Annotated in this window: 25 protein-coding genes and 3 tRNA genes; 6 read left to right on the top strand and 22 right to left on the bottom strand. The window is 70.8% G+C overall.

Annotated features, from left to right (window positions below):
- The first annotated feature begins 8 nt into the window (after positions 1 to 8).
- Positions 9 to 794 (top strand): hypothetical protein, encoded by a 786-nt coding sequence (locus J2S66_RS29770; RefSeq protein ID WP_310311015.1) that lies wholly within the window; start codon positions 9 to 11, stop codon positions 792 to 794.
- Here the strand turns inward: J2S66_RS29770 and J2S66_RS29765 are convergent.
- A complete protein-coding gene (locus J2S66_RS29765) occupies positions 784 to 2,214 on the bottom strand; it encodes a hypothetical protein (protein WP_310311013.1) in 1,431 nt (476 codons plus the stop codon). The two genes, J2S66_RS29770 and J2S66_RS29765, sit on opposite strands and share 11 nt — an antisense overlap.
- 150 nt (positions 2,215 to 2,364) lie before the next feature.
- The gene (locus J2S66_RS29760; RefSeq protein WP_306744298.1) at positions 2,365 to 2,577 is read right to left on the bottom strand and encodes a hypothetical protein; all 213 of its coding nucleotides are present in this window, start codon (positions 2,575 to 2,577) and stop codon (positions 2,365 to 2,367) included.
- Positions 2,578 to 2,694: 117 nt separating this feature from the next.
- Here J2S66_RS29760 and J2S66_RS29755 point away from each other — a divergent pair, with 117 nt between their 5' ends.
- On the top strand, positions 2,695 to 3,546 hold the full coding sequence (locus J2S66_RS29755) for an NAD-dependent epimerase/dehydratase family protein (protein WP_310311008.1): 852 nt from the start codon (positions 2,695 to 2,697) through the stop codon (positions 3,544 to 3,546).
- Between the two features lie 70 nt (positions 3,547 to 3,616).
- Here J2S66_RS29755 and J2S66_RS29750 read toward each other — a convergent pair whose 3' ends face one another.
- Positions 3,617 to 4,501 carry a ribonuclease Z gene (locus J2S66_RS29750; protein ID WP_310311004.1) on the bottom strand — a complete coding sequence of 295 codons (885 nt, stop codon included), beginning with the start codon at positions 4,499 to 4,501 and terminating at the stop codon, positions 3,617 to 3,619.
- Positions 4,502 to 4,518: 17 nt separating this feature from the next.
- Here J2S66_RS29750 and J2S66_RS29745 point away from each other — a divergent pair, with 17 nt between their 5' ends.
- Positions 4,519 to 5,337: a serine hydrolase domain-containing protein gene (locus tag J2S66_RS29745; protein ID WP_310311001.1), complete on the top strand. Its 819-nt coding sequence runs from the start codon at positions 4,519 to 4,521 to the stop codon at positions 5,335 to 5,337.
- 149 nt (positions 5,338 to 5,486) lie between these two features.
- Here the strand turns inward: J2S66_RS29745 and J2S66_RS29740 are convergent, their stop codons facing one another.
- The 10 genes from J2S66_RS29740 to J2S66_RS29695 all read right to left on the bottom strand — a co-directional run bounded on the left by J2S66_RS29740 (position 5,487) and on the right by J2S66_RS29695 (position 13,498).
- The gene (locus J2S66_RS29740) at positions 5,487 to 6,446 is read right to left on the bottom strand and encodes an NAD(P)-dependent alcohol dehydrogenase (RefSeq protein ID WP_310310998.1); all 960 of its coding nucleotides are present in this window, start codon (positions 6,444 to 6,446) and stop codon (positions 5,487 to 5,489) included.
- Positions 6,443 to 6,667: a helix-turn-helix transcriptional regulator gene (locus tag J2S66_RS29735; RefSeq protein WP_344957436.1), complete on the bottom strand. Its 225-nt coding sequence runs from the start codon at positions 6,665 to 6,667 to the stop codon at positions 6,443 to 6,445. The genes J2S66_RS29740 and J2S66_RS29735 overlap by 4 nt, the downstream gene beginning before the upstream one ends.
- Entirely contained in the window at positions 6,668 to 7,084 is a 417-nt protein-coding gene (locus tag J2S66_RS29730) for a hypothetical protein (protein WP_310310995.1), read from the bottom strand. It lies immediately after the preceding gene.
- Positions 7,085 to 7,554: 470 nt separating this feature from the next.
- A tRNA-Arg gene (locus J2S66_RS29725) sits at positions 7,555 to 7,630 on the bottom strand.
- A 38-nt stretch (positions 7,631 to 7,668) separates the two neighbouring features.
- A tRNA-Ser gene (locus J2S66_RS29720) sits at positions 7,669 to 7,758 on the bottom strand.
- 120 nt (positions 7,759 to 7,878) lie between these two features.
- Entirely contained in the window at positions 7,879 to 9,876 is a 1,998-nt protein-coding gene (locus J2S66_RS29715) for an acetoacetate--CoA ligase (RefSeq protein WP_310310992.1), read from the bottom strand.
- Between the two features lie 58 nt (positions 9,877 to 9,934).
- Entirely contained in the window at positions 9,935 to 10,699 is a 765-nt protein-coding gene (locus tag J2S66_RS29710) for an ESX secretion-associated protein EspG (protein ID WP_310310990.1), read from the bottom strand.
- The gene (locus tag J2S66_RS29705; RefSeq protein WP_310310988.1) at positions 10,696 to 12,063 is read right to left on the bottom strand and encodes a hypothetical protein; all 1,368 of its coding nucleotides are present in this window, start codon (positions 12,061 to 12,063) and stop codon (positions 10,696 to 10,698) included. Before J2S66_RS29705 ends, J2S66_RS29710 begins: the two co-directional genes overlap by 4 nt.
- Positions 12,063 to 12,692: a hypothetical protein gene (locus J2S66_RS29700; RefSeq protein WP_310310985.1), complete on the bottom strand. Its 630-nt coding sequence runs from the start codon at positions 12,690 to 12,692 to the stop codon at positions 12,063 to 12,065. The genes J2S66_RS29705 and J2S66_RS29700 overlap by 1 nt, the downstream gene beginning before the upstream one ends.
- A gap of 131 nt (positions 12,693 to 12,823) precedes the next feature.
- Entirely contained in the window at positions 12,824 to 13,498 is a 675-nt protein-coding gene (locus J2S66_RS29695) for a dienelactone hydrolase family protein (RefSeq protein WP_310310982.1), read from the bottom strand.
- Between the two features lie 113 nt (positions 13,499 to 13,611).
- Here J2S66_RS29695 and hisC point away from each other — a divergent pair, with 113 nt between their 5' ends.
- Positions 13,612 to 14,679, top strand: a complete 1,068-nt coding sequence (gene hisC / locus J2S66_RS29690) for a histidinol-phosphate transaminase (protein WP_310310978.1) — start codon at positions 13,612 to 13,614, stop codon at positions 14,677 to 14,679.
- Between the two features lies 1 nt (position 14,680).
- On the opposite strand, the gene J2S66_RS29685 is transcribed toward hisC, so the two are convergent.
- From J2S66_RS29685 to J2S66_RS29675, 3 genes are all read right to left on the bottom strand, one after another.
- Positions 14,681 to 15,430 (bottom strand): sulfite exporter TauE/SafE family protein, encoded by a 750-nt coding sequence (locus J2S66_RS29685; RefSeq protein WP_310310976.1) that lies wholly within the window; start codon positions 15,428 to 15,430, stop codon positions 14,681 to 14,683.
- Positions 15,431 to 15,550: 120 nt separating this feature from the next.
- The gene (gene ypfJ / locus J2S66_RS29680; protein ID WP_310310973.1) at positions 15,551 to 16,462 is read right to left on the bottom strand and encodes a KPN_02809 family neutral zinc metallopeptidase; all 912 of its coding nucleotides are present in this window, start codon (positions 16,460 to 16,462) and stop codon (positions 15,551 to 15,553) included.
- A gap of 536 nt (positions 16,463 to 16,998) precedes the next feature.
- Entirely contained in the window at positions 16,999 to 18,726 is a 1,728-nt protein-coding gene (locus tag J2S66_RS29675; RefSeq protein ID WP_310310971.1) for a bifunctional metallophosphatase/5'-nucleotidase, read from the bottom strand.
- Between the two features lie 135 nt (positions 18,727 to 18,861).
- On the opposite strand from J2S66_RS29675, the gene J2S66_RS29670 reads away from it, so the two are divergent.
- Complete coding sequence (locus J2S66_RS29670) at positions 18,862 to 19,332, top strand: MarR family winged helix-turn-helix transcriptional regulator (protein ID WP_306744280.1); 471 nt, start codon at positions 18,862 to 18,864, stop codon at positions 19,330 to 19,332.
- Positions 19,333 to 19,348: 16 nt separating this feature from the next.
- Positions 19,349 to 19,433, top strand: a tRNA-Ser gene (locus tag J2S66_RS29665).
- Between the two features lie 83 nt (positions 19,434 to 19,516).
- On the opposite strand, the gene J2S66_RS29660 is transcribed toward J2S66_RS29665, so the two are convergent.
- From J2S66_RS29660 to J2S66_RS29635, 6 genes are all read right to left on the bottom strand, one after another.
- Positions 19,517 to 20,488, bottom strand: coding sequence for a hypothetical protein (locus J2S66_RS29660; protein ID WP_310310965.1), 972 nt, complete (start codon positions 20,486 to 20,488; stop codon positions 19,517 to 19,519).
- 27 nt (positions 20,489 to 20,515) lie between these two features.
- Positions 20,516 to 21,796 carry a tyrosine-type recombinase/integrase gene (locus J2S66_RS29655; RefSeq protein ID WP_310310962.1) on the bottom strand — a complete coding sequence of 427 codons (1,281 nt, stop codon included), beginning with the start codon at positions 21,794 to 21,796 and terminating at the stop codon, positions 20,516 to 20,518.
- Positions 21,796 to 21,975, bottom strand: a complete 180-nt coding sequence (locus tag J2S66_RS29650) for a helix-turn-helix domain-containing protein (RefSeq protein WP_310310958.1) — start codon at positions 21,973 to 21,975, stop codon at positions 21,796 to 21,798. Before J2S66_RS29650 ends, J2S66_RS29655 begins: the two co-directional genes overlap by 1 nt.
- Positions 21,976 to 21,990: 15 nt before the next feature.
- Positions 21,991 to 23,598 carry a replication initiator gene (locus J2S66_RS29645; protein ID WP_310310955.1) on the bottom strand — a complete coding sequence of 536 codons (1,608 nt, stop codon included), beginning with the start codon at positions 23,596 to 23,598 and terminating at the stop codon, positions 21,991 to 21,993.
- The gene (locus tag J2S66_RS29640; RefSeq protein WP_310310953.1) at positions 23,595 to 25,061 is read right to left on the bottom strand and encodes an FtsK/SpoIIIE domain-containing protein; all 1,467 of its coding nucleotides are present in this window, start codon (positions 25,059 to 25,061) and stop codon (positions 23,595 to 23,597) included. The genes J2S66_RS29645 and J2S66_RS29640 overlap by 4 nt, the downstream gene beginning before the upstream one ends.
- 346 nt (positions 25,062 to 25,407) lie before the next feature.
- Positions 25,408 to 26,220, bottom strand: a complete 813-nt coding sequence (locus J2S66_RS29635) for a helix-turn-helix domain-containing protein (RefSeq protein ID WP_310315165.1) — start codon at positions 26,218 to 26,220, stop codon at positions 25,408 to 25,410.
- Positions 26,221 to 26,828: the final 608 nt, after the last annotated feature.

The raw sequence follows: 26,828 nt of genomic DNA, 5'->3' as shown, positions 1-26,828 counted from the left end.
TGCGCGCCATGGAACTCCCACCTGCGTGGCAACGGCCGGACCCGTTGCGTGGATTGGAGGACATCCCGTGGGCGGTCCTGTCCAACGGAGCGGGCGTGGACGACCTGCTGCGCGACGCCGCGAACGGTGAACCGGCCATCAACGAGGCAGCCTGCCGGGAACTGGTCGACCGGCTGCTCATCGACGGCACGGTGTCCGAGGCGAGCGCCTGGGCGGTGCCGTTCCTGGCCGAGATGGGCGCGAGCTACCGGGTTCCCGCCACCACCCGCGATCGGGTGATCTTCCTGCTGGCCGCGCTGGCCCTCGCGGGCGCGGGGTTCACGGACGCCGGCAGGCGCACCCGGCGCCGCTGGAACGCCGCGGGGCGCGAGCTTCCCCGGCGGCCGCCGGACTGGATCACGCAGACGCGGTACGGGGTGGCCAAGTGCGCGCCCAAGGTCTTCGAGACGCTGGCCGGCGCGGAGGTGGCGTGCTCGATGGCCCTGGCCATCGCGGTGCCCGAGGTGGTGCCCGCGCACGTGGTGGAGGTGGCGGACGCCATCGCGTCCGACGACGGCTCGCCGCGGCTGCTGGCGCAGGCGGCGCGGGTGGCGCGGCACGTGGTGAGCGGGGAGCCCGTCACGCCGCTGTTGCTGCGCACGACGGCGCAGGGCCACCCGGAACTGCTGCGCGCCTACCGCGGCAAGGGCTACCCGCCGAACCAGCCCGCCGAGGTGACCCTCCAGCTCATGGGCTACCGGTACGCCTTCCTGGCCGCGTACGGCGACCAGGAAGGCGTGCCGACTACGCCGTGACGGCGTCCAGTTCCACGACGGGGGCGGTGATCTGCTCGTCGTCGACCGGCACGGCCGGCTCCAGCGGGCCGAGCGCCGTGCCCCACTCCTGGTCGGCCAGCGCGAACGCGGCCACCGTCAGCGCCACCACGGGACGCCCCGGCGACAGCTGCTCGGCCGCGAAGTCCAGCTCCAGGCGGGCGCCCAGCGGTGACGGGCGCAGCCGCAGCACGCCGTGCGGCGCCTCGTCGGGGTGCGCGAACCGGCACGACCACTCGGTGAACACGATCGGGCGTTCCACGACCTCGTCCTGGTCGACCGCGCGCACGTTCGCCCCGACCGTCCCGTGCCGGTAGCCGTCGGCCGCGGAGACCAGCAGCTCCTCGAACTCGATGGACGACACGCCCAGGTCGTGCCCGGCGACCAGGGCGACCTGCACGAGCGACAGCGGCAGTTGCGGGAGCGCGTCCTCGAAGCACACCATCGCGCCGCCGTAGCGGGTGTTGATCTCGGTCGGCAGGAAGCCGTCGGCGGTGGCGATGCCGTCGAGGGTGAACGTGCCGCGGTAGTCCACGGTCTCGCGCAGCCGCTCGCCGACGCGGCGGGCGAGGTTGCGCATCTCCTCGCGGATGCGGGTGGGCGGGTCGTAGTAGGACGCGCAGCCCGCGTAGAGGAAGCGGGCCTGGCCCGCGCGGCGCGGCACGACCATCTCGATCGGCCGCAGCACCGCCGTGCCGTCCGGGAACACGATGCCGTGCACGCTGACCGGGATGCCTTCCAGGAACGGCATCACGCGGACGAAGTGGCACTTGGGCGCGAACTTCTCGAACGCCTCCAGCGCCTCGGCGCGGTCGCGGACGCGGCGCACGAAGTTCGCGCCGCCGTTGATCGCCGGACCGTCGCCGGACCACACGACGCCCGCGCCGCGGTCCAGCTCCAGCGTGGCCGCCCACAGGGCCTCGAAGTCGAGGTCCAGCACGACGGCGGGCGCGCGGGGCGCGGACAGCTCGTCCCACAGGGCGTCGATCGTCGTCTTGTTCTCCAGCTCCACCCACTCGGGGCGGCGCGCGTTGAGCACGGGCCGGCCCGCGAACTCCGGGGTGTGCACGTACGGCGTGCTGATCACCAGCGCCTCGCCGCGCGGGTCGAAGTCCGCGAGCACGTCGCGGACGTGCCCGGGCGGCGAGGTCAGGAGCCTGGTGAGCCGGTTCTGCTCCACCGCGACGAAACCGCCCGCGATGCCGAGCGGCACCCAGCGCGCCACCTGCGAGTCGTGCAGGGGGGCGTGGTCGTCCGTCGAGAGCACGAGCGTGTGGCGAGCACCCAACTGGTGCAGCTCGCCGGCGCGACTACTCAGTCTGGTGCCGCCCGCGAGCACGACCAGCCGGTCGCCGAACAGGGTTCCGAGGCGCTCGTGGAGCGCGGAAAGGACGTGATCCATCGCCGAGAACTCGCTTTATGAGAAGCAGACGAGACAGCCGGCGAGCGCCGGGTGCCACGCACTGTAGAGGCACCCGGGTGGAACGGCCCAGCACGGTCCGGCAACGACCGGATGAAAGCTTCCGATGGGTTCAGGCGGTGGTGCGCGAGATCATCGAGCGGCGTCGCGAAGGACCTGGTCAACCCGCCCCAGGAAGGCGCGGGCGCCCTGCGGTGCGGGGAACGGGAGGGTCAGGCCGACCAGCGTGTCGTCCAGCGACGACGGCGCGGCGGCGACGATCAGGGCGGCGGTCTCCAGGAAGCGCTGACGCTTCGCCTCGCGCACTGCGTACTCCGCGAGCACGACCTCGATGCTCGTGTGCATGACTGGGTACGGGTAACTCACATGGGGAGTATCGGCCCCTTCCGCCCACACCTTTAGGGTCAATTTCCACCTGACCGGTGACCGCCGACAGAGTGACCCCGTGCTGGGATGACGCTCATGCGCGTACTGGTCACCGGCTCCTCGGGGTACGTCGGTCGGGTGGTCTCGACGGAGCTGCGGGCCGCGGGCCACGAACCCCGCCCCTTCGCGGGCGACGTCCGGACGGGGTCGGCGGGCGGGGTGGACGCCGTCGTGCACCTCGCCGGGTTGGCCCGCGTGCGCGAGTCGTTCGACGACCCGGTGCGGTACCACGACGTGAACGTCGGCGGGACGGTGAACCTGCTGCGCTCGGTGGCGCCGGGGGCGCGGTTCGTGCTGGCGTCGACGGCCGGGGTGTACGGCGGGGGCGGCGGGGTGCTCGCCGAGGACTCGCCGCGCGCGCCGTCCACCCCGTACGCGGCCTCGAAGGCCGCCGCCGAGGACGCGGTCGCGCGGGCCGCCCGGACCGGCAGGCTGTCCGCGGTGGTGCTGCGGCTGTTCAACGTCGCGGGCGGCGGGGACCGCGACGACACGCGCGTGGTCACCAGGGCGTGCGGGGCGGCGTCCGGCCGGTTGGCGCCGATGGAGGTGTTCGGCGACGGGTCGGCGGTGCGGGACTTCGTGCACGTGCGGGACGTGGCGCGGGCGTTCGCGGCGGTGCTCGGACCCGGTGCGGTCGAGCACTCCGGTGACGGGTGCGCGGTGCTCAACGTGGGTGCGACGCCCGCGAGCGTGTCCGACGTGCTGGCCGCCGCGGAGCGGGTGACGGGCCGCCCGGTGCCGGTCGTGCGGCGGCCGGCGAACCCCGGCGAGGTGCGCGAGCTGCGCGCGGACACGACGCGGCTGCGGGCGCTCGGCTGGCGACCGGCGCACTCGGACCTGGACGACCTGGTGCGCGACCAGTGGGCGGCGGAGGTCGGCCGGACCTGAGGTCACGCGGCGCGGCGGGTCCAGGTCGGGCCGTTCACCGTCGAGCACCACCCGGTGCCGACGCTCGTGCTCACCGCCGCTTCGGCACCCTGACCCGGTCCAGGTCGGCGGCCACGTGGATGTCGCCGGCGAACACCTCGGCGGCCTCGGCGCGGAACGCGCCGGGGTCGGCGTAGCGCTGGGAGAAGTGCGTGAGCACGAGCGTGCGGACGCCGCACTCCGCCGCGACGCGGCCTGCCTGGCGGGCCGTCAGGTGGCCGTACTCGTCGGCCAGGCGCTCGTCGGCGTGCAGGAACGTCGACTCGATGACCAGCATGTCCGCGCCGTCGGCCAGCTCGAACACGCCGTCGCACAGCCTCGTGTCCATGACGAACGCGAACCGCTGGCCCCGGCGCGGCACGCTCACCTCGTCCAGCAGCGGCGGCTCCAGCTTCCGGATCGCCGGGCCGGCGATGCCGCGCGCCGCCAGCAGCTCGGGGACCATCGTGCGGCCGTCGTCCTCGACGAGGCGGTAGCCGTAGGCGGGCAGCGAGTGGTCGAGGCGGCGGGCTTCGAGCGTGCCGAACGGACCCGCCGCGATGACACCCGGTCCGGTGACGGGGTGCTCGCGGACGTCGACGGTGTCGTGGAACGACGTGGCGTGCCGCAGCCGGGCGAAGAACTCGGCGCCCTCGGCCGGGTAGTGCGCGTGCACGGGGTGCGGCGCGCGGTCCAGCGACAGGCGCTGCACGACGCCCGGCACGCCCAGGCAGTGGTCGCCGTGGAAGTGCGTGACGAACAGCCTGGTCACGTCGGTGGCCGAGACGCCCGCGCGCAGCATCTGCCGCTGGGTGCCCTCGCCGGGGTCGAAGAGGAAGCCCTCGGCGTCCCAGCGCAGCAGGTAGCCGTTGTGGTTGCGGGCGCGGGTGGGCACCTGGCTCGCGGTGCCGAGCACGACCAGCTCTCTCGGGGACACGTGGCAGAGTCTGCGGCATGGAGAGCTTGCGGGCTGTGTCGTCGTGGCCGGTGGACACCGCGGCGGTCGCCGTGGTGCGCGCGGACGGGGAGGTGCTCGCCGAGCACGGGCCGGTGGACCACCGCTTCCCCCTGGCCTCGGTGACCAAGCTGCTGACCTCGTACGCGGTGCTGGTCGCGGTGGAGGAGGGCGCGGTCGAGTGGGACCAGCCGGCGGGGCCCGCGACCGTGCGCCACCTGATCGCGCACACCTCGGGGCTGGCGTTCGACTCGGCCGACGTGCAGGCCGAGCCGGGGACCAGGCGGATCTACTCCAACACCGGGTTCCAGGTGCTCGCCGACTCCGTGGAGGCGGCCACCGAGATCCCGTTCGCCACCTACCTGCACGAGGCCGTGTTCGCGCCGCTGGGCATGGCGTCGTCGAGCCTCGACGGCTCGGCGGGCGCGGGCGGCACGTCGACGGTGTCCGACCTGGTCCGGTTCGCGGCCGAGGTGCAGGCGCCGAAGCTGGTGTCCGCCGGTCTGGTGGCCGAGGCGACGACCGTGGCGTTCCCGGGGCTGCGCGGCGTGCTGCCCGGTTTCGGGATGCAGAAGGAGAACGACTGGGGGCTCGGGTTCGAGGTCCGGGCGCGCAAGTCGCCGCACTGGACGGGCTCGCTCAGCTCGCCGCGCACGGTGGGGCACTTCGGCCAGAGCGGCACGTTCGTGTGGATCGACCCGGACGCGGGCGTGGCGTGCGTGGCGCTGACCGACCGGAAGTTCGGCGAGTGGGCCGTGGAGGCGTGGCCCGCGTTCACCGACGGGGTGCTGGAGGAGCTGGGCCGAGGACGCGGTTGACGTCGGTTGCGGCACGCCGCCCGCGCGGCCGGTTCGGCGGTGTCCGAGGACGTGGACACCCGCGACGACCGCCCGCCCGTCGTGCCGCCGCCCCGCCGTCGCGGTGGTGACGGACCGGGGGCCGTGCCCGCCCCGCGCACGGCCCCGGTTCACGGCGTGACGACCGCCTGACCGCGCACGCGCCCCCGCCGCACGTCCTCGACGGCGCGCGCCACCCCGTCGAGCGGGTAGGTCCGGGCGATCACGGGCGTGACGTCGCCCGCCTCGACGAGGTCCCGCAGCGCCACCAGGTCCTCGAGGCGGTCCGCGTGCACCAGCGGGGTCGCCCGGAACCCGAGGAGCGGCGCGGCGGCCAGCACCCGGAGCCACCGGTCGAGGCCCATGAACCAGCGGCCGCCCGTGCCGCCGGTTAGCACCACCGTGCCGCCCCGGCGCACGGCCGCCGCGCACTCGCGCGCCGACGGGTTGCCGTAGAGGTCGACCAGCACGTCGAAGCCGGTCGGCAGGCCGCCGGTGGCGTAGTCGTGCACGTGGTCCGCGCCCAGCGCCTTGGCGAGGTCCGCCTTGGCCGCGCCGCACACCGCCGTCACCTCGGCGCCCAGGGCCTTGGCGATCTGCACGGCGTACGTGCCGACGCAGCCGGTCGCGCCGGTGATCAGCACCCGCGTACCCGCCGTGACGCGCCCCTTGTCCCGGACCGCCTGGAGGGCGGTGAACCCGGCGATCGGGAGCGCCCCGGCCTGTTCGGCGGTCAGGTTCGCGGGCCGGCGGGCCACCTGGTCCGCCGGCACCGCCACGTACTCGGCGAACGCGCCGTCGCACCAGCCGAAGACCTCGTCGCCGACGGCGTGGGCCGTGACGCCGGGGCCGACCGCCTCGACGACGCCCGCCATCTCGATGCCCGCGATCGCACCGCGCGGCCGGCGCACCCCGACGACGGGCCGCGCGGCGTAGGGCAGGCCGCGCAGGATGTGCCAGTCGCTGCCGCTCACCGGCGCGGAGAGGACGCGGACGAGCACCTCCCCGTCCCCGGCGGTGGGCCGCTCGACGTCCTCCACCCGGAGCACCTCGGCGGGATCGCCGTAGCGCCGCTGGACAACCGCTCTCACGCTTCCTCCTCGGGGTACTGGAACACGTCGCCGATCGGCACCCCGAAGACGCGGGCGATCAGGAAGGCGGTCTCCAGTGACGGCGAGTACCTGCCCTGCTCGATGGCGATGATCGTCTGGCGCGTGACGTCGACCCGCTTGGCCAGTTCGGCCTGCGTCATCTCCCCGTGCGCGAACCGCAGCGCCCGGATGGAGTTGGTGATCCTGGTCGGCTTGCCCACTCAGAACCCCCGCCGGTAGGCCACGAGCTTGACCGCCGAGGTGGCGACCGCCCACGCGGTGAAGACGGCGTAGATCGCGTTGGCGATCCAGAAGTGGGGTGCCTCGGCCATCGCGAGCGCCAGCGGCAGGATCATGCCGAAGCCGAGCACCCCGCCGGCCACCTGCTCGCCCCGCATGTGGATGTCCCGGTCCCGCTCGTCGGCCCGGTGCCGGTCGCTCGGCCGCACGACCTCGACCAGGATGCGGACCACGATCGCCAGCACCATCGACGCGACGACGGCGCCGATCATCAGGCCGACGTACGGCGTGGTCGCCAGGTCGTCACCGGCCCGTCCCAGCAGCAGCGCCGCGTACCCGCCGTAGGTCACCAGTGTGACCAGCAGGTACACCCACGTGCCCTTCTCCTCGTACGACATGGACCCCTCCCCCCGTGTACAACATCTTTGACATGGTCAGTGTCAGGGTTACAGGACATCATGTCAAGGATGTTTGACATTCGAGCCGGCCGTCGCCTTCGACCGCACGAGGGCCGACCGCAGAGCCTCGCGCTCGCGCACCCTGATGGACGACAGCAGGTTCCGGTCGAGAAGATCGCCTGTCACCGCGCGGGGGAACCCTGCCCCAGGACGTCGTGCACGGCTTCAAGGGCAGGACCTCGCGGGACGTCGTCCGCCGATTGTCCGATCTCCCCGTAATCCTCCACTCCCGCTTGGACATCCGGCGTCGAGCCGACTCCTCCGGCGCCGGAGGTGAAGCAGGGCGGTAGAGCGCGCCGAACTCCCCCGCGGGTTGCCCGCGACGTCGTCCCGCACCCTTCGACGGCGGGCTCGCGCACGACGAAACAGGCCCACTCCCCGAGGGGAATGGGCCTGTGTTCGAACTGACGTGGCGCGCTCGGCAGGATTCGAACCTGCAACCTTCTGATCCGTAGTCAGATGCTCTATCCGTTGAGCTACGAGCGCATCGTATTCAGTTGTCACCCGACCGAGACCGGGCGTTGCGGAGGCTCCGGGATTTGAACCCGGGATGGGGGGTTACCCCAAACCGCATTAGCAGTGCGGCGCCATAGACCAGACTAGGCGAAGCCTCCCGGCGGAACCCCTCGGCTACGACGCATAGATTACACAGGTCCCCGAGTGGACACAAAACGCCCCCCTCCTCGTGCCGTACCCGCTGGTCAGAGCGGGTACGGCACGGCCCTGGAGGGGGCTCAGGGGGCCGTTTGGTGATGTTCGTCTCGCGCCATGGTCAGGAACGGGTCCAGGGAGGCGGGGTTGCGCAGGGCGTCGCGGCTCACGGCGCGCTCGGGCGGGGTGCCGGCGAGGATCTTCTTCACCGGGACCTCGCACTTCTTGCCGTTCAACGTCCTGGGCACCTCGTCGACGGCCACGAAGCGGTCCGGCACGTGGCGCGGGGACAGGTTGGCCCGCAGGTCCCGGCGCAGGACGGGTTCCACCTCCGCCAGGTCCACGCCCTCCTCCAGGACCAGGAAGCACAGGAGTTCGCCGTCGGTCCGGCCGGCGCCGGAGGTGTCGATCACCAGTGAGTCCGCGATGCCGGGGACGCCCTCGACCACGCGGTAGAACTCGCTGGTGCCCATGCGGACCCCGCCCCGGTTGAGGGTGGAGTCGCTGCGGCCGTAGATGACCGCCGACCCCCGCGGGGTGATCCTGATCCAGTCGCCGTGCCGCCACACGCCGTCGAACGTGGAGAAGTAGGCGTCGTGCAGCTTCGAGCCGTCCTCGTCGCCCCAGAAGAAGACCGGCATCGACGGCATGGGGGCGGTGATCACGAGTTCGCCCACCTCGTCCACCACCGGCTCGCCCGCCTCCGAGTAGGACTCGACCGCCGCGCCCAGCGCCCGGCACGACAGCTCGCCCAACCACACCGGCAGGTCGGGGGCGGCGGCGACGAAGGCGGTGCACAGGTCGGTGCCGCCGGACACCGAGGCGATCTGCACGTCGGGGCCGATGGCCGACGCGACCCAGCGGAAGCCCTCGGGGGTCAGGGGCGCGCCCGTCGAGCCGACCGCGCGCAGCGCCGACAGGTCGTGGCGGGCGGCGGGTTCCAGGCCTTCCTTGAGGCACGACTGGATGTAGGGGGCCGAGGTGCCGAAGTAGGTCACGCGGTCGCGTTCGGCCAGGTCCCACAGCACGTCGAGGTCGGGGTGCGCGGGGCTGCCGTCGAACAGGACGACGGTGGAGCCGACCAGCAGGCCGGAGACGAGGAAGTTCCACATCATCCAGCCGGTGGTGGTGAACCAGAAGAACCGGTCGCCGGGCCCCAGGTCGCTGTGCAGCGCGAGCATCTTCAGGTGCTCGACGACGATGCCGCCGTGGCCCTGCACGATGCCCTTGGGCAACCCGGTGGTGCCGGACGAGTACAGCACCCAGAGGGGGTGCGCGAACGGGACCGGCGTGAACTCCAGGGGCGCGCCCGCGTGCTCGGCCAGCAGGGAGTCCCAGGCCACGACGCCGGGCAGGGTGCCGCCGCCGACGTAGTCGACCAGCACGGTGGCGCGCAGCGACGGGATCTCGGACCGCAGCCGCTCCACGGTGGGCCGCACGTCGAACGCGCGCCCGTTGTACCGGTAGCCGTCGACGGCGACGAGGACCGTGGGCTCGACCTGGGCGAACCGGTCGACGACCGCCCGCGCGCCGAAGTCCGGCGAGCACGAGGACCAGGTGGCGCCGAGGGACGCGGCGGCGAGGAACGCGACGAGCGCCTCCGGCGAGTTCGGCACGAGCGCGACCACGCGGTCGCCGACGCCGACGCCGAGCGACGCGAAGCCGGCGCGGACAGCCGCCACGCGGGCGCGCAGCTCGCCGCGGGTCAGCTCGGACGAGACGCCGTCCTCGCGGTGGAAGATGACGGCCAGGGCCTCGTCCGGGCCCTTCAGGGCGTGCTCGGCGTAGTTCAGCGTCGCACCGGGGAACCAGGACGCCCCCGGCATCACGGGCGCCTCCAGGACCCGTGACGGCGCGTCGTGGAACGTCACGTCGAAGAACTCGGCGACGGCGCCCCAGAAGCCCTCCAGGTCGGAGGTGGACCACGCCCGGAGCGACTCGTAGTCGGCGAACCCCAGGCCCTTGTCGGTGGACAGCCAGGAGCGGAACGCGGCCATGCGGCTGCCCGCGACCCGGTCGGGGTCCGGTCGCCACAGGACTTCCGCCTCGCCGGCGGCGGTGCCGGCACGCATCTCGGTCATACCTGGATTCCTAGCCGATCGGACGGCGCGGAACCACAGTCGTCATCCACACACCGGGTCAGCCGCGGCCGGCGCCCACCACCAGTCCCTCGACGGCGGAGATCAACCGGGGCGCGTCCGTGGGTGCGACGACGAGCCACGCCGCGTCCCGCCGCACCAGGTAGCGGCCCTCGCGGCTGTCCAGCCAGGACACGACCGCGCCGGTCGGGTGCAGGTAGCCGGCGCGGTTGCGGGCGATGACGCCGACCTGGCCGCCGCCGCTGCGCGTGGTCACCGCGCGCATCAGGGTGTTCGCCTCGGGCTCGCGCAGGCCGACGCCGCGCAGCACGTCGAGGAACCCCTCGGTGCCGTCGGACTCGCCGGCCCGGCCCGCGGCCAGGTAGTCGTCCCAGCGGACGTTGACCGACCGGCCGTTGCCGGGCGGCGCGGGCGGCAGGGTGTTGACCGTGGTGGCGGCGAGGGCGGTGGGCCGGAAGCCGGTCACCTGCACCTGGTCGCCGAGCCTGCCCGCGAACGCGCCGTGCCACGCGGCGGTGGCCAGGCCGCGCGCCTGGGCGCCGCGCAGGGTGAAGAAGACCTCCAGGCCCACCTCGAACTCGGCGAGGCCGCGCAGGTACCCGTACAGCTCCTCGTCGGGCCGCTGCACGGTGCCGTAGCCCCGCGACGCGAGGTCGCGGGACGCCGACTCGACCAACCGGGCGCGTTCCGCCTGGGTGTGCCCGAAGTGCCTGGTGCCGAGCGGTACCGGGTGGGCGTCGCGGTGGACGGCCTGCCAGAGCAGGAAGAACTCCACTTCGCTGAGCCGGAAGACGCGTTCGGTCACAGGCCGATCACCGGGGGTGCTGCCTTGTTGTCCAGCCCGAACACGTTGTCGTCGTCCTCCAGGTAGTTCGGGCGGTTGTGGTCACGTTCACCGCCGCCACCACCGGCGATGGGCGGCGGGGCCGCCATGGGTGCCGCGCCGATCATGCCCGCCTGCGGCGTCACGGACTTCGGTGCCTGGAACGTGCTGGTCACGCTGCCGGGGTTGCCGCCGCCGGAGCCGCCGCGGTCGCCGAGGGCGCCGCTGGCCGTGCCGGGTGCGCTGAGCGGGGTGCCCGCGCCGCCACCACCGCCACCGCCGACCGCGCCGATGGGCGTGGGCACGCCGCCACCGCGTCCGCCGCCGTAGCCGCCGCGACCGCCCGCGAACCCGCCGCGGCCGAACGGGGGCTGCGCGCCGCCGGGGCGCGGCTGCTGGTTGCCCTGCTGTCGCTGCTGCTGGTTGTTGACGACGACGGGACCGCCGTGGCCGTTGCCGTCGACGGTGGACGGGGTGGTCGGACCACCGGTCACCACGACGGGCGACGGCGGGGGCGGTGCGACGGGGTTGACCGGCGGCGCGAACGAGGGCACGGTCCGGTCGACCGCGTAGGAGTTCTGCTGGAACAGCGCCATGACCTCGGCGGCCTGGCGGTGCGTCGCGTCGGCGGCGGTGACCGAGCCGACCGCGGGCGCGGCGATGGTGTCGATGCCGGTGAACGCGCCGCGCGCGCCGCCGAGGCGCGGGTCGGCGACCTGCTCGGAGGGCGTCAGCGAGTCGAAGCCCGCCGGCTCGGCGAGCTGGTTGGCGAACGGCGAGCGCGTCGTGGCGACGGGCGTCGGGCCGGCCACCGGGGTCGGGACGGGGGTCGCGACGGCGCCGTCGACCGGTGTGACGACCGGCGGGGCGGGTGCGGGCGGCGGCATCATCTCGCGCGCCGTCTGCACGTGCTCGATCTCGGTGGCGATGCACTTGGCCACGTTGTCGGCGTGCTCGCTGGTGTTCAGCGCCCACTTCTCGACGGACTCCAGCGCCTCGCGGGCGCGGTCGGCCGTGCCGCCCTCCCACGCCTGGGCGGACTGGCCGATCGCCTTGGCCAGCAGCTCCTGCACCTCGCCGAGCGCCTTGCCGACGGTCGCCCAGTCGGCCTGGGCGCTGCCCGCGGCCTTGAGGTCGACACCGGTGTTGACCATCTCCCACAGCTGCTGGTGGCTGTAGGTCATCCAGTCGACCTTCTGGCCGAGGTCGGTGGGCTTGTCGCCGCCGCCGTGACCGCCGCCGTGACCGTTGTTGTGGTGGCCCCCGTGGTGACCGCCGTGGTGGTTGCCGCCGCCGTGGCCACCGTGGTGACCGCCGCCGTGACCGCCGTGCCTGTTGTCGCCCATCAGCCCTTAGCCTCCCCCGCGGCACCGAAGGCGTCCGCCGCCTCGTCGTCGGCCTGCTCCAGGTTGCGCGCGGCCTCGCGGATCGTCTCCTCGACCTCGAAGAGGACCTGCATGAAGTCGCCGATCACGTTGACCGCCGACTCCTCGTTGCCCACCGCGACCTCGCGGAGCCGCCTGCTGATCGCGTCGCTCACCCAGTTGTTGCCGAACTTCAGTTCGACGTCGAGGTTGTTGACGGCCCTGCTGTGCACGTTGTCGACCAGGCTGCGGGCCTGCGAGATCAGCTTGAGCAGGTCGTCGACGCCCTGCTTGTCCAGGTCGAGCTGGACGGCGCCCTTGTCCACCGCGTCGAGCGCGACGTTGGCCTTGTCGAGGTCGGTCTGCGCGGCCTTCGCGAAGCTCTCCGCGGCCACCGGCTCCGGCGCCGCCTCGACCGGCGCCGCCCCGACCGGGGCGGGAGCAGCAGCGGCGGGGGGCTGCGCGGGCAGGGTCACGGTCGCGCCGGCATCGGGCGCGGCGACCGGGGCCGCGACCGGCGCGGGTGGTGGTACCGCGGACGGCGTGAAACCCGGCGGGACCTGCACCACCGGTGCACCCGCCATCAGGTTGACCGTGTTCCCGTCGCTCATCACTACCCCCTGCACTGCGATTCGCCGCAGCCCCGCCTCGCGTTAGCCGGCAGCGACCGAATCAGGCGTTCCGGACGCTCCCCTTAGATGTACCGGGAAGGTGGTTCGGTTCCAAGCCTCCGACAAGAGGCTTAACGGAGGTGGGAGTCGAACCAGTTCAACGCCCGCTGCCAGGCCTCCGCGCTGGCCTCCGGCGTCGTGTCGAAGCGGTGGCTGCTGCGCGCGAACCGGACGACGTCGGTGGCCACGGGCGCGGACGCCGCCGCGTCGCGCAGCTTCTCCACCTCGCCGGGCGGGATCTCCGCGTCGTCGCCGTAGAGGCCGAGCCACGGGCACGTCAGCTCCGCCGCGACCTCCACCAGCGACGGCAGCCCGGCCGAGAGCGGTTCCAGGATGCCGCCGCCACCGACGGTGACCGCCGCACCGACGGTTCGGCTTCCCGCAACCACCATCGCGACCGATCCGCCCAGGTCGAACCCCATGACACCCATGCGGTCCGCGCTCACGCCGCGTTGTCCCAGCCAGACGAACGCGACGTCGGTGTCGGCCAGCACGGCCTCACCGGACAGGCCGCTGACCTTGGCGGGGACCTCGTCGTCGGACACCTCGTCGTAGAGGTGCGGCGCGACCGCCAACCACCCCTCGGCCGCGAGCGACCCCACCAGACCGCGGACGGTGTCGGTCACGCCGCGCGCCTCGTGCAGCACGACCAGGCCGCCGCGGACGGCGTTCTCCGGCTCGGCCACGGTCAGCGTCAGCTCGCGGCCGTCGGTGAGGGAGATCGTCTCGGTGCGGGTAGGTGTCATGCGGCAACCCTTCCACGTGGGGGTGAACGCGAGTCAACGTGAGCAACCAGACGTGTGCCCATTCGCCCCTACCGCGGGTTACCGTGCCGCAGAACCCCGAAGGGAGTCCTTGGATGACCGTGCGAACCCGCGCCGACCTCGTGTCCCTGCCCAGCTACGTGCCCGGCAAGTCCATCCCCGGCGCCATCAAGCTGGCCAGCAACGAGGTGTCGGCCGGACCGCTGCCCAGCGTGGTGCGGGCGATCGCGGACGCGGCCACCGCCGTGAACCGCTACCCCGACACCGCCGCCACCGATCTCGTGGCGCGGCTGGGCGACAAGCTGGGCGTGCCCGTCGAGCAGGTCGCGGTGGGCTGCGGCTCCGTGACGCTGTGCCAGCAGCTCGTGCAGGCCACCTGCACCGAAGCCGACGAGGTGGTGTTCGCGTGGCGCTCGTTCGAGGCGTACCCGCTGATCACCGCGGTCGTCGGCGCCAGGCAGACGAGGGTGCCGCTGACCCCGGGCCACGGCCTGGACCTGGACGCGATGGCCGACGCGATCACCCCCGCCACGCGACTGGTGTTCGTGTGCAACCCGAACAACCCGACCGGCACCGCGCTGACCGAGGCGGAGATCGAGCGGTTCGTCGAGCGGGTGCCGTCGGACGTGCTGGTGGTGGTGGACGAGGCGTACAAGGAGTTCGTCGAGGACGCCGACGTGCCGGACGGCGTGGAGCTGGCCAAGCGGATGTGGGCGGCGGGCCGGGACAACGTGGCGGTGCTGCGCACCTTCTCCAAGGCGTACGGCCTGGCCGGGCTGCGCGTCGGGTACGCGGTGGCCTCGCCCGAGGTGGCCGACACGCTGCGCAAGGTCTACGTGCCGTTCAGCGTGAACGCGCTGGCGCAGGTCGCCGCGCTCGCGTCCCTGGACGCCGAGGACGAGCTGATGGCGCGCTGCCGGGCGGTCGTCGCGGAGCGGACCAGGGTGCGCGACGAACTGGTGGCCGCCGGGTACGAGGTACCCGTGTCGCAGGCGAACTTCGTGTGGCTGCCGCTGGGCGAGCGCACGGCGGCGTTCAACGAGCACTGCCTGGGCCACAAGGTGGTGGTGCGGGCGTTCCCGGGCGACGGCGCGCGGGTGACGGTCGGCGAGCCCGAGGAGAACGACGCGTTCCTGGCGGCGGCGCGCTCGTTCGCCGGCTGAGCTAGCGGGTCAGGATCTGCACGATGGCCACGACTCCCACCACCACGATCACCGCGCGCAGCGCGACCGGTGGGAGTCGGCGGCCGACCTTGGCGCCGATCTGGCCGCCCACGAGCGAGCCGATCGCGAGCAGCAGCACGGCGAGCCACGCCACGTCCGCGATGAAGATGAACAGCACGCCCGCGACGAGGTTCACGAACGCGGTCAGCACGTTCTTCAGGGCGTTCATGCGCTGGATGTGCTCGCTCATCAGCACGCCCATCATGCCCATCACGAGCACGCCCTGGGCGGCGCCGAAGTAGCCGCCGTAGATGCCCGCGAGGAACACCCCGACCCACAGCGCGAGACCGCCGTGCTCGTGGCGCTCGCGCTCGGCGAGCTTCCGGTTGAGCCACGGCTGGGCGACCACCAGGACCAGGGCCACCGCGATCAGCACCGGGACGATCGCGGAGAACGCGTCCTCGGGCAGCACCACCAGCAGGACCGCGCCGACGACCGCGCCGAGCACGGAGGCGGGCAGCAGCCGCTTCACCCGGCCGGCCTGGCCGGCCAGCTCGCGCCGGTAGCCCCACGCGCCGCTGAGCGAGCCGGACACGAGGCCGAGGCTGTTGGAGACGTTCGCGACGACCGGCGGGTAGCCGACGGCGAGCAGCACCGGGAACGTGACGAGGGTGCCGGACCCGACGACGGTGTTGATGCCGCCGGCGAAGACCCCGGCCAGGACGACGAGGATCGCCTCCAGCGTCGTCACAAGCCCACTCCCCCTGCTGTCGCGGTCGTCAGCGGACGCTAACACCGCGTCGGGCGGGGTGCGGTGTGGGAATCCCGACACCGCGCCCCGCGGGGAGCGGCTCGCGCGGAGGGGCGGGCGTCAGCCCAGGTTGTCGGTGCCGAACGTGTCGCACCGCGCCGGGTCGCCGGTGTCGTAGCCGGTCGTGTACCACTTCTGGCGCTGCGCCGACGAGCCGTGCGTGAACTGGGTCGTGTCGACCTGGCCGCCGCCCAACTCGCTCTGGATGTAGTCGTCGCCGATGCGCGCCGCCGCGTCCAGCGCCGCGTTCACGTCCTCCTGGGTGACGCCGGTGATCAGCGGCTGGCCCGAGGCGGTGGGCACGGACTGCGCGTGGTTCGCCCAGGCGCCCGCGTAGCAGTCGGCCTGGAGCTCCAGCCGCACCGAGCCGGACGTCGGGCCTGCCTCCTGGCCGACGCGGTCGGACGTGCCGAGCAGGTTCTGCACGTGGTGGCCGTACTCGTGGGCGAGGATGTACGCCTCGACGAACGGGCCGCCCTCCGCGCCGAACTTCTGCCGCAACTCCTGGTAGAAGTTCAGGTCGATGTACACCTGGCCGTCGGCCGGGCAGTAGAACGGACCGACGGCGGACGTCGCGTTGCCGCAGCGGGTCTGCACGCCGCCGGAGAAGAAGTTCGTCTGCGCCTGCTGGTAGGTGCGGCCGGAGCGGGCGAACTGGTCGGTCCAGTAGCCCTGGATCGAGTTGATGAAGGCGACCGCGCGGCAGTCCGACTCGCGGTTGGCGTCGGCGCCGGTCCTGCACTTCTCCTTGATGGCCTCGGACCCCACCTGCTGGTTCTGGCCGACGTCACCGAACCCGGAGCCGGTGGGCAGCTCCATGCCACCCCCGAGCTGGGAGAGCACGAAGTAGATGATCACGCCGACGATACCCAGCCCGCCGCCGCCCAGGGCGACGCGACCGCCGACACCGCCGCCGCCGCGCTGGTCGTTGACCTGCGACGTGTCGAGTTCGGCGTTCTCGTTGAACTGCACCGCGACCTCCAACCCGGGACCCACTGGAGCCCGCACGACAATAGGCCCCGGGTGCGGAGCCCGATATCGGGGCCGCACCCGGGTTTTCCCATTGTGCAAGTGACGAAACCGCTGGTGACGAGGTCGGCGTGGACCTCGGTCGGCGCCGACGGTGGAGACTGCGCCTGGAGAGCACCGGGTCAACAGCGTCAAGCGCGGGCAGACCGCCTGGGGCGGCGCGCGCTCGAACCCTCGTCGGGACCGCTCACGGTCGCGTTCGGAACCGTCTGGCACGTTCCGCCCGCGGGGTCGCGGTCGTGCGCGGATCGTCACGTCGAGGACTTGTCTGCACCGCACCACCTTCCCCTTCCGGGCGTGCCGCCGACGCTGCTCCTGGGTATTCGCCGGCAACAGGTCCTGCTTCGAGGATGCGCCTGATCGGCCCCCGCCGCAACCGTTCCGCAGCGCCCTGAACTGGTGAAACGAAATCCACCGCCGGGTGGCGCGGTGAGCGCGCGGTGAGCACCCCTCGTGCGGGACGCCCACCGCGCGTGCCGTCACGGCGTGGTGGTGATGCGGCCCAGCGCCGGCGAGGTGGTGCCCGGGTTCGCGGTCAGGTAGGCCGCGAACGCGTCCAGGTCGATGCCGCCACCGGTGATGGCGGTGCCGCCGGTGAAGACGCTGAAGCCGTCACCGCCGCCCTGGAGGAAGCTGTTGATCGTCACGCGGTAGCTCGCGGCCGGGTCGAGCGGCGCGCCGTTCAGCACGACGTCCGACACCCTCGAACCGATCGGCGCGGACGCCGACCACGAGTAGGTCAGGCCCTTCGACGGCTGGAGCACGATCTGCCGCGTCGCGCCGTTGACGACCTGCCACTGCTGCTCCAGCGCCGCCTTGATCTGCGCGCCGGTCAGCGTGACCGTCTGGAGGATGTTGCCGAACGGCTGCACGGTGAACGCCTCGCCGTAGGTGACGACGCCGTCGCCCTCGCCCGCCGGCGAGGAGGCGAACGACAGGTCGGCGCGCACGCCGCCCGGGTTCATCAGCGCGAGGACCGCGCCGTTGCCCTGCGTCGCGGCGAGCTGCGAGTCCGCGATCAGGTAGCCCAGCGGCGACTCGCCCGCGGCGTTCTGCGCGCGCGGGACGTCCGCGGCGATCGTGCCCACCGGGCGGTTCGCGATCGGGCCGGACTTCGCCTTGGCCTGGTCGATGATCGCCTGGATGGCGGGGTCCGGGGTGACGTCCTTGGTGACGACCCGGTTGCGCGCCACCGTGGCGCTCCGGACGACCTCGCGGGTCCGCTTGTCGATCTTCAGGTCGACCACGGACAGCTCGCGGCCGAACGCGAGGCCCTCGATGAACGGGCGAGGGTTGCCCGCCGGGTCGGTGACCGTGCAGTTGTAGTGCTGGTGGCTGTGGCCGGAGAAGACGGCGTCGATCTTCGGGCTGACCTGCTCGGCGATCCTGCGGCCGGGACCGCCCTCGACGGTCCGGCAGTCGTCCGGCCCGCCGCCGCTGGTGTTGTCGCCCTGGTGGATCAGCAGCACGATCGACTTCACGCCGAGCCAGTTCAGCAGGTCCGCGTACCGGTTGGCGGCCTTGACCTCGTCGCCGAACTCCAACTCCTTGATGCCGTTCGGGTCGACCAGGATCGGCACGTCCTTCAGCGGCATGCCGATGAAGCCGATCGGGACGCCCTCGCGGAACTCGACCCAGAACGGCGGCAGGGCGGGCAGGCCGTTCTTGGCCAGGGTGACGTTGGCGCCGAGGATCGGGAAGTCCGCGCCCTCGTACCTGTCGTTGAACTGGCAGCCGTCGACCGGGTGGCACCCGCCCTTCTGCATGCGCAGCAGTTCCCGGTAGCCCTCGTCGAACTCGTGGTTGCCGGCGGCGGTGGTGTCCATGCCGACGTGGTTGAGGACCTCGACGGTCGGCTCGTCGTGGAACAGCGCGGACACGATCGGCGAGGCGCCGATCAGGTCGCCCTGGCCGACGATGACCGAGTTCTTCACCTCGGACTGGAGCTTCTTGATGTGCGTGGCGTTGTACGCGGCACCGCCGGCCTCGACCGCGGTGCCGTCGGACAGCGTGACGCGGCCCGACGAGCCGGTCGGCGGTTCGATGTTGCCGTGCAGGTCGTTGATGCCGATCAGCCGGACGTCGACCGTGCGTGACGGCTTGTTGTCGGCCTGTGCGGGGGTTTGCGCGACGGTGACGGCCAGTGCGGCGGCGGCGGTCACCGCGAGCGCGGCCGTGCGGCGCACGGTGCGACTCGACGGGGTCATGTGGGGGTCCTCCCTGGCCGCGCCCCGGTAGGAGGGCGCGCTACGGCGGTGGAGTTTGCCTCCCGAAGACGGCGTGCACCAGACATCCGGGTGGATCGTCCGTTAACGGAAATCCGCGCGGCATAGCCTGTCGGGGTGACTGAGCAGGAACCGCGCTGGTTGGACGACGGTGAGATGCGCGCCTGGCGCAACTACGTGGTGGGGGCGTCCATGCTCGCCGACCGCCTGCACCGCGAGCTCCAGGACAACCACGGGCTCTCGCTGGCCGACTACGAGGTCCTGGTCCGACTGTCCGAGCGCCCGCGGAGGCGGATGCGGATGTCCCAGCTGGCGGACGACGTGGCGTCCTCGAAGAGCCGCGTCTCCCACCAGGTCGCCCGGATGGAGAAGGAAGGGCTGCTGCGGCGGCGCGAGTGCCCCGAGGACGGGCGGGGCGTGTTCGCCGAGCTGACCGACCGGGGCATGGCGGTGCTGGAGAGCGCGGCGCCCACGCACGTCGAGGGGGTGCGGGCGCACATGATCGACCTGCTGCCGAGGGAGGACCAGGAGGTCCTGGCGAAGGTCTTCGAGCGGGTCATCACGCACCTGAGGTCCGTGGACGGGTAACCTGCTGCCGCACACGGGAAGCGTGGCAGAGCGGCCGAATGCACCCGCCTTGAAAGCGGGAGACGGGCAACCGTCCGGGGGTTCAAATCCCTCCGCTTCCGCAGGTGAGAGGGGGTGTGACCGGGTTCGGGGACCTGGTCGCACCCCCTCCGTGTAGCAACGGGTGTAGCAACGGCCTTGACCACTACAGGTTGGCCTTGATCAGCCCTTTATCACGCAGCAAGGGCAGTAGCGCCTCAGGCTTGCTGGGAGCCGACAACCCAAACTTCGCGACGTAGCGCCCCAGGGATGCAGCAAGTGAGGCCTCTGATCGTTGATCACCAAAGTCTTTCGAACCAACTGCCTGAAGCTTGTTCACTAGTTCGGCTTCACCATACTTCGTCATGGCGAGTTCGGCGTCAAAGATTTGCACTAGACTTCGAATTACATAGCATGCAAAATATGCATGCTCCAACAACAGTTTCGACTTAACGCCATTTTGCACCACAGGAAAAGATGGCCTCCGTTTGCGCGCAAACTTAGGGCTGAAATTTTCGCGAGCTAATTGATCGAAATGTTCGAGTAATTTCGGGTCCGGCAGTTCACTCCTATGCATAAAGCTATTGCGAAGCTCCTTGAAGGCCCTATACGCCACTAGGATTTGCCGCAAATCCGCCCCCATGTAGCCGCTAGACGACCGCAAATTACCCGCGAAAGCCTCAGTCATAGAAATCGATTTAATCTTGCCCAACTCGACACCCAGTTGCGCATCAGCAATAGAGCAGTCCACGTCTTCAACACGAGGATTTCCATCACAAAGATGACCCAGATTCGTGCGCACCTTCCTTCCCTTTGACCCTAAAGTCACCAGAAAGTCTACACTTTCAATCCAACGCTCATATAATGCAATGACATTAATCAAAGCCGTGCGAGCAATGGCCTCCTCCTGGACCGACCAATCTCCATCTTTAAAGTAGTTAAAGTTGAATTTGCCTATCTTCGGAGCGCCCAAGAATAGTTCTTCCAGCTTCTTGTCATCGACGCCCGCATGTGCAGAGATGTAATCGCGAACCTGCCGCCTCATCGTCCATATAGCAGCGGCACTGGCACCAACGAAGTCGAACAACGATTTATATTCACGCTCGAAAGCATCCGTGGCTGCAAAAAACTTCGTCAAGGATCACCTGCAACATGTCCACTATGGTCAGAGTTTAGCTAGTGTATCCGTAAGAAGCTTCAAAGCTTCCCTCTTGTCCCGAAGTGATACCGAAGCGTAAATTTTCATAGTCACGTCTATGGCTGAATGCCCAACGATGTCACGAACGATGTGTGGCGGGACGCCGAGTCGAAGCAGCAGCGTCACGCACGAGTGACGCAGGTCGTGGAACCGGACACCGTCCAGACCGGCGCGCTTGCGCAGCGGGTACCAGCTCGACCGCAGGTAGGTCGGATCGAGCGGCCCACCCTTCGGCGTGGTGAAGACGAGGCCGGAGTCTTCCCAGTCATCCGCAGCTTCGGCTTCGTCGTCCTGGCGGTCCCAGTGCTCGACCAGCGCTTCGGCGACCAACTGCGGTAGCGGTGTGGCGCGCTCCGACCGCTCCGTCTTCGGCGGGACGAAGACCAGCTTGCGGCCGACCCTCTGCAAGGTCTGCCGGACCTGCAAGCTCGGGAAGCACCGGTCGGCGCAGTCCTCGCAGAACTCCTCCCGGTGAGGCCCGCACGGCTCGTCCCAGCCGTCCCAGTCGATGTCCGACCAGCGCAGGCCCAGCAGCTCACCGCGCCGCATCCCGAGGTAGAGAGCCAGTACGTACAGCGCCTCCAGCCTGTTGCCCCGCGCGGCTTTGAGCAGCGCTTTGGCCTGGTCGCTCTCCAAGCCCCGGTGAACGTCGTACCGAGGTGACTTGACCTGCACGAGCTTGGCGACGTTCCGCGGAATGACCTCCTCCCGCATGGCGTGCTGGAGCGCGTTCCTCAGCACCGCGTGCACCTGCTGCACGGTCCGATCGGAGAGCACAAGCCCGCAGCACTCCCCCACCGCGCAGCACCGCCGCTCCCCCTTGGGCCGCTTGGCGTCGACCTTGTCCGCGCAGCACCGGCAGTCGTGGCGAAGCCGGTTCAGGAATGTCCTAACGTCCTGCGCCGTCAGCCGCTGGAGCTTCTTCGCACCCAGGCCGGGGACCAGGTGCCGGCGGACGACAGCCCGGTACCCCTCGACCGTCCTCGGTCGCTTGGTGGTGGCGACGTTCTCCAGCCAATAGGCCAGGTAGCCGTCAACCGTCCAGTTGTCCGCCGACACCGGAATACCCGCGTCGGAATCGGCGATCTTCTTCCGAAGCTTCCGCCACGCCTCCTCTTCCGAGGTTGCCGAAACAGTGACCCGCTTCCGGTGACCGGTGGTGGTGAGCACGTAGGCCGCGCCGATCCACAGGCCATCTTTGCGCTGGTAGACCGAGCCTTCACCGTTCGACCGCTTACCCCTGGCCACTACGCCGCCTCCTGGATCAGGCGGGACAGGTACTCCTGCACCGACGAGGCCGGGATGCGGCGACTACCGCCGATCTTCACCGAGGTCAGTTCTCCCGAGCGGATGAGGTCGAAAACCTTGGTGCGTCCGATCCGAAGCGCCTGCGCGACTTCTTCGACGCGGTACAGCATGTCCTTCATGTCGCCCCCCGACGATCAAGCTGCGAGTTGAGTTGCCGAAAGGTCCGGCGGTGAGCCAGCAGCCGCGAGCAAGGCGCGGTCGTACTCGGCTTTCCAGGTCACGCGCTGGGCTATGGCGTGCATGAGCAGGTGCGCCCGTGGCGGCACGTTGGGGTCACCTGGCCGCACCTTGTGCCAGATGAGCTGGGACGTGTCCGGCTCCGGCTTCTCGATGCCCACCGCCTTGAGGGCTTCCAGGACGAATCGCTTTCGGTCGGCCCGGTGATCGGCGAGCGTCTTGCCGGACCACTTCCGCGACACCAGCACCCGTCGACCAGGTAGGCCGAGCGTGGTCCGGCGGTGCGCCCGCCCCTTGCAGTGTCCCGGAGTGGTCCGGGAGCCCGCGCCGCGTGGTTGGACGCCGTAGAGCAGCCACACTGCGCACCGGTCGGAGCAGGGCGTCACGGCCAGCTCGTCCGCCAGGCGGTCAGCGTGGGCGCGTTGCCGTTGGGTGCTCTGCTCGACCACTTCACCGATGGCTTTGGTCAGGTACTTGGTCAGGTAGCCGATGTGGCGTCCGGCCTCCTCCGAGCCGCCGAGGATGCCCTTCGAATGCACCTGACGCCCGAAGGTCACCACGTGCGCCGGCTGGTCAGTGGCCTCGACCGCGTCCGCCCAGGCCGTCAACGGCTCCCGCGTGTCGGGGTCAACGAACAACTCTGCCCGCGCGTCCCAGACCGGCAGGTGGTCACCGCTGTAGATGCGTTCGTCGTGGTTGGGCCACCAGACCTGGTGATACGTGGCCGCCGTGACGAGCCGGATGGTCTCGTGCGGGATCGAACCGCGGATTGCGGCATGGAGGTGTGGCGCCGCTCGCCTCTGCGGTTCGACCGTGGCGAAGTACTGCACCTCCCACCCGACGACCCTCCGGAGGTTCTGCCACCACCGGTCGACGAGCGAGGCGAAGTGCACCGCGTCCCGAGCCGCCCGCCGATAGTCATAGGTGGCCGGATCAACCGGTGTGCCGTCGTCGCGCACCCGCCCGTAGCTGTCGAGCGTGAGCGTGACGAACATCGAGGGCCGGAAGCCACCCGCGTACTCCCGCCCGACCGTGCGCTTCTCGACCCGCCGCCGGGGCAGGTTGGGCGCGTCCTGCCGGCGCTTGGTCGACCGCTTCACCGCCCGCTTGGTCGGCGCATCCGGCGAGGGGAACCGTCCCCGAACGCCGAGTTGCCGAAGTTCCGCGTCGACGGAGTGGATCTCCTCCCTCAGCTCGTCAGCGTCGCCGGCTTCCCCGGCCTCGACCGCCTCCCGGTACGCCTTGACCAGGTCCGCGCGGAACGTCAGCAGCTCCGTCTGGTCCTTGGTCGGCGCATCCGGGGTGAAGTCGGGTTCGGTCGCCATGTGCCAGCCCTCACGGCACTGGGCCATCCGCAGCGCCTTCGCCTTCTTCGCACACGGCGCGCAAACGCTCTCCACCGTCGAGCCGCACGGCACCGCGACGTGCCGGACTTCGTAGGTGGCCCGGTCCTCCACTTCCATCGTGAACGGCCGGACGCACACCCCGTGCTGCTCAGCGGCAGCCTTGACCACGTCGAGCGCCATCGGCTGACGCATCCGCTCAGCCCGCGTACCGCTCGTCATGCCGCCACCCCCTCAGCACCATCCGGCCTGGTCGGGAACGGCCGCACCTCACCGGGCCGCAGGAAGTCCCGCAGCACCGCCAAGTCGTCATCGGTCACGTGGAAGGCCCGAGCCCGCTCCGGCTCCCTCTGACCGTCCTGCTTCACCCATGCGACACCGGGCGTGTTCTCGCTGATTTCGTGCGCCGCCGCTCCCCGCTGCCGGACACCGTCGCCAAGCACCATGTCCACCTGCTGTGGCTCATCCAGCCGCAGCGCCACCCGCACCGTGAACAGGTGCCGGAACCCGACGACCTCCTTGCGCGGGTCCTGGACCAGGCCGACGAGCACGTACCCCGGAGCCCGTCCCTGCGAGGTGATCGTCTGCACCGCCCGCACCGCACGTTCCCGGAGCTGCCGGTCAGGCTGGTAGGCGATCACGTCCGCCAGCTCGTCCACGATCAGCACCGTCAACGGCTCGCCGGTCTCCCGAGCCCACAGCCGCCGAATCCCCCGGTACCGCGCCGCCCGCTCCTTCACCTCGACCGCGATGGATTCCAACAGCTCGACCGCGTCAGCGCCGTTGCCGAAGACGAGCCGGTCGAAGGCGTCGGGCACCTGGCCCAGTTCCATGCCGCCCTTGGGGTCGATCCCGACCAGCCGAACCAGGCCCGCCCGGACCGCCGGCGCGAGCTGCCACACCACCGACCACAACACCGAGCCCTTGCCGGCACCGGGCACGCCGACCACGAGCACCTGTGCCCCGAGCAGCCGCAGCCGCCACGGCTTGCCGCTCTCCGTCCGCCCGACGACCACCCGCTTGAAGTCCACGTCACCGTCAGCCAGCGCGGGCACCGTCACCGGCCGCACGAGCGGATCGGCGTGCACGAAATCCAGCTCGATCACCCGCGGCTTCAGCACCCGAACCCGACACGACCGAGCGCCGAACGAGTGCGCCAGCCCATCCCGCCGCAGCTCCCACGCCTCCGGGGACTGCGCAGGCACCATCCGCACCCGAACCCGGTCCCGCCACCCCTCCGACCGCACCCGTCGCAGCCGAGGCCGGTACTCACGCCCGCGATCACGCTTGGCCAGGTCAGCCAGCCGCATGACCGACCGCCACCGAGGCACGTAGACAGTCGCCCGCCGCCACTCGGTGACCAGCCGGAACCAGACGTGCCGCAGGAACGAGTCCCGTCCCAGCCCCGACCAGATGACCAGGCCCGCCACCAGCGACAACATCGCCAGAATCAACGGCGAGAGCCCAAACCGCCACCAGCACCAAACCGCTGAGGCCGGCACCAACGTGACCACCGGGTACCGGACGACGATGAGCACCAGGCGCACGGCCCCGACGACCGCGAGCCACACCAACGCCACCAGGGCAGCGACCCACTTGGCCTTGCCCGGCACCAGCACCCACCACGGCACCCGAGGTCGAACGCCCTCGAACGGAGCCGGATCAACCCACTTGCCGCCGTTCATCGCGCACACCCCACCGGGGCGAAAATCAGCGGCAGCCACCCCAAGCAGGAACAACAGGCGAGCTGATTAGGGGCGTAGACACCAAATCGCTTGCACGCCCCGCAGGGGCGACCATTGGCCAACTTCCACACTGTTGGGGCAACCACACGGCTTGACGCGCGTCCCCCAACCGCAGATACCCTTGCCATGACCGGATTTCCTTTGCGACGGAATCAATCAGGGGTCAGGTCAGGTGAGTCGCGGAGAAACGGATCAAGGCCCGCCAAGACTGAGGTCCGTTTCCCGCGACTCACGCCGACCGGCAGTAGTCATTCAGTTGTCACACCGAGCGCCCGACTACGGGTCGTCAGCCCGTCCGACTCGCGACCGCGTGCGCGCCGTTGGCCAGGTGCAGGATCAGAGCCTGAGATTCCTCCACGCTCAACGTGTTGGAAAGAACCGCCTGGGCCGCAGCCTGGTACGCCGCCACGTCGTCGGGGTGGTCGAGAAACACGCTGTGGTACATGGCATCCACGTGCACGACCGGCCGGTAGTGCTCCGACCGCATCAGCGTGAACGAGTACCGGTCCAGGTAGCTCCCGGCCATCAACCGAGGGAGCACCCGCACCTCAACGCGGCCCGTGTTGGGCAGCAGGGCGAGGTGCCGCAACTGGTCTGACGCGGTCCGCCGGTCCACGCCGAGGTTCCGCAGGGTCATCTCCCGCACCACGAACACGAACCGGGACGGCCTGCTCAATACCCGCTGCCGACGCTTCCGCGCCTCCGTCCGCTGCTCGACCTCTCCCAGCACGGCAAGCGGGTTGCGCTCCAGGACAGCACGGCCGTACACCGGGGTCTGCGCCAGCGCGGGCACGGACACCGTCTCGTATGCGAACACCTCCCGTGCCGCCGCCTCGTGCCGCAGGAGCACCGCCAATTCGTCCACCCCACCAGGCCCGTGCCCGCAGCCCACGAACCAGTCACGCGGGTCAGCGTGCAAGCTCATGACCCGATCCACAGTGGCCTGATCAGCCCGGTAGAACCCCAATAGCCGGGCGATGTTGCCCGCGTCGGTGCGCCGAGTCCCGTTCTCAACCTTCGACAACCAGGCGACCGACAGACCCAGCACTTCCACCAGGTCGCTGATCGGCACACGAGCCCGTTTCCGAGCCGCACGCAACTCGGCCCCCAAAGTTCTGCTTTCACGGTCGAACCCAGCCGTGAACTCCGCTCATCACTCACGACAAACCCCAAGATGGTTTGGAAGGAACCGCATTCAGAACGCGCCCACCACTCCGGACGATGGTTAGACGACCTCGAACAAGTCCTCGAAGTCCAAGGGATGCAGCACACGCAACGCGCCCGCGATGAACGCGGTACCGGGCCGCAAGTTCCCGTTCCTCACACGAGAGACCGTCGAACGGTCAACTCGCATCTTCCGGGCAAGGAGGTAATCCGACTTGAACCCGGCCAGCCGCACGGCCTTGTCGAAAGCGTCAAGGCGAAGCGCGACGCCGTACCCACGCTGCCCGCTCACACGCCACCCCCACCGGCACGGGCGTACTCAAGCCGTGCCCGCTGGTCGAACTCCTCAGCAGCGACCGCGCAGGCGTGACGAGCCCAGACCGGCACCGCCAGGTCCCCGCCCAGGACCCGCCACGCCTGCGCCACCGCGGAGTAGCCCAACGCCAACCGAACCAGCGCTCCAGGTTCGTCTGAAGTGGACGCCAGGAACAACGCACTCGTCTGCTCCGCGTACGCGAGGTTCCAGCGAGCGACCGCCTCACG

It is taken from the genome of Saccharothrix longispora (assembly GCF_031455225.1).
Taxonomy (GTDB): Bacteria; Actinomycetota; Actinomycetes; order Mycobacteriales; family Pseudonocardiaceae; genus Actinosynnema; species Actinosynnema longispora.
The sequence above is the reverse complement of the archived record's forward strand: the minus strand, read 5'-3'. Positions and strand labels throughout refer to the sequence as shown.

Coding starts and splice junctions, on each gene's coding strand:
- J2S66_RS29745 (WP_310311001.1), top strand. CDS start 4,519: ATGGAGAGCTTGCGGGCTGTGTCGTCGTGGCCGGTGGACACCGCGGCG.
- J2S66_RS29650 (WP_310310958.1), bottom strand. CDS start 21,975: ATGAAGGACATGCTGTACCGCGTCGAAGAAGTCGCGCAGGCGCTTCGG.
- J2S66_RS29730 (WP_310310995.1), bottom strand. CDS start 7,084: ATGTCGTACGAGGAGAAGGGCACGTGGGTGTACCTGCTGGTCACACTG.
- J2S66_RS29760 (WP_306744298.1), bottom strand. CDS start 2,577: ATGCACACGAGCATCGAGGTCGTGCTCGCGGAGTACGCAGTGCGCGAG.
- J2S66_RS29705 (WP_310310988.1), bottom strand. CDS start 12,063: ATGGGCGACAACAGGCACGGCGGTCACGGCGGCGGTCACCACGGTGGC.
- J2S66_RS29645 (WP_310310955.1), bottom strand. CDS start 23,598: ATGACGAGCGGTACGCGGGCTGAGCGGATGCGTCAGCCGATGGCGCTC.
- J2S66_RS29715 (WP_310310992.1), bottom strand. CDS start 9,876: ATGACCGAGATGCGTGCCGGCACCGCCGCCGGCGAGGCGGAAGTCCTG.
- J2S66_RS29755 (WP_310311008.1), top strand. CDS start 2,695: ATGCGCGTACTGGTCACCGGCTCCTCGGGGTACGTCGGTCGGGTGGTC.
- hisC (WP_310310978.1), top strand. CDS start 13,612: ATGACCGTGCGAACCCGCGCCGACCTCGTGTCCCTGCCCAGCTACGTG.
- J2S66_RS29640 (WP_310310953.1), bottom strand. CDS start 25,061: ATGAACGGCGGCAAGTGGGTTGATCCGGCTCCGTTCGAGGGCGTTCGA.
- J2S66_RS29770 (WP_310311015.1), top strand. CDS start 9: ATGGAACTCCCACCTGCGTGGCAACGGCCGGACCCGTTGCGTGGATTG.
- J2S66_RS29765 (WP_310311013.1), bottom strand. CDS start 2,214: ATGGATCACGTCCTTTCCGCGCTCCACGAGCGCCTCGGAACCCTGTTC.
- J2S66_RS29700 (WP_310310985.1), bottom strand. CDS start 12,692: ATGAGCGACGGGAACACGGTCAACCTGATGGCGGGTGCACCGGTGGTG.
- J2S66_RS29695 (WP_310310982.1), bottom strand. CDS start 13,498: ATGACACCTACCCGCACCGAGACGATCTCCCTCACCGACGGCCGCGAG.
- J2S66_RS29675 (WP_310310971.1), bottom strand. CDS start 18,726: ATGACCCCGTCGAGTCGCACCGTGCGCCGCACGGCCGCGCTCGCGGTG.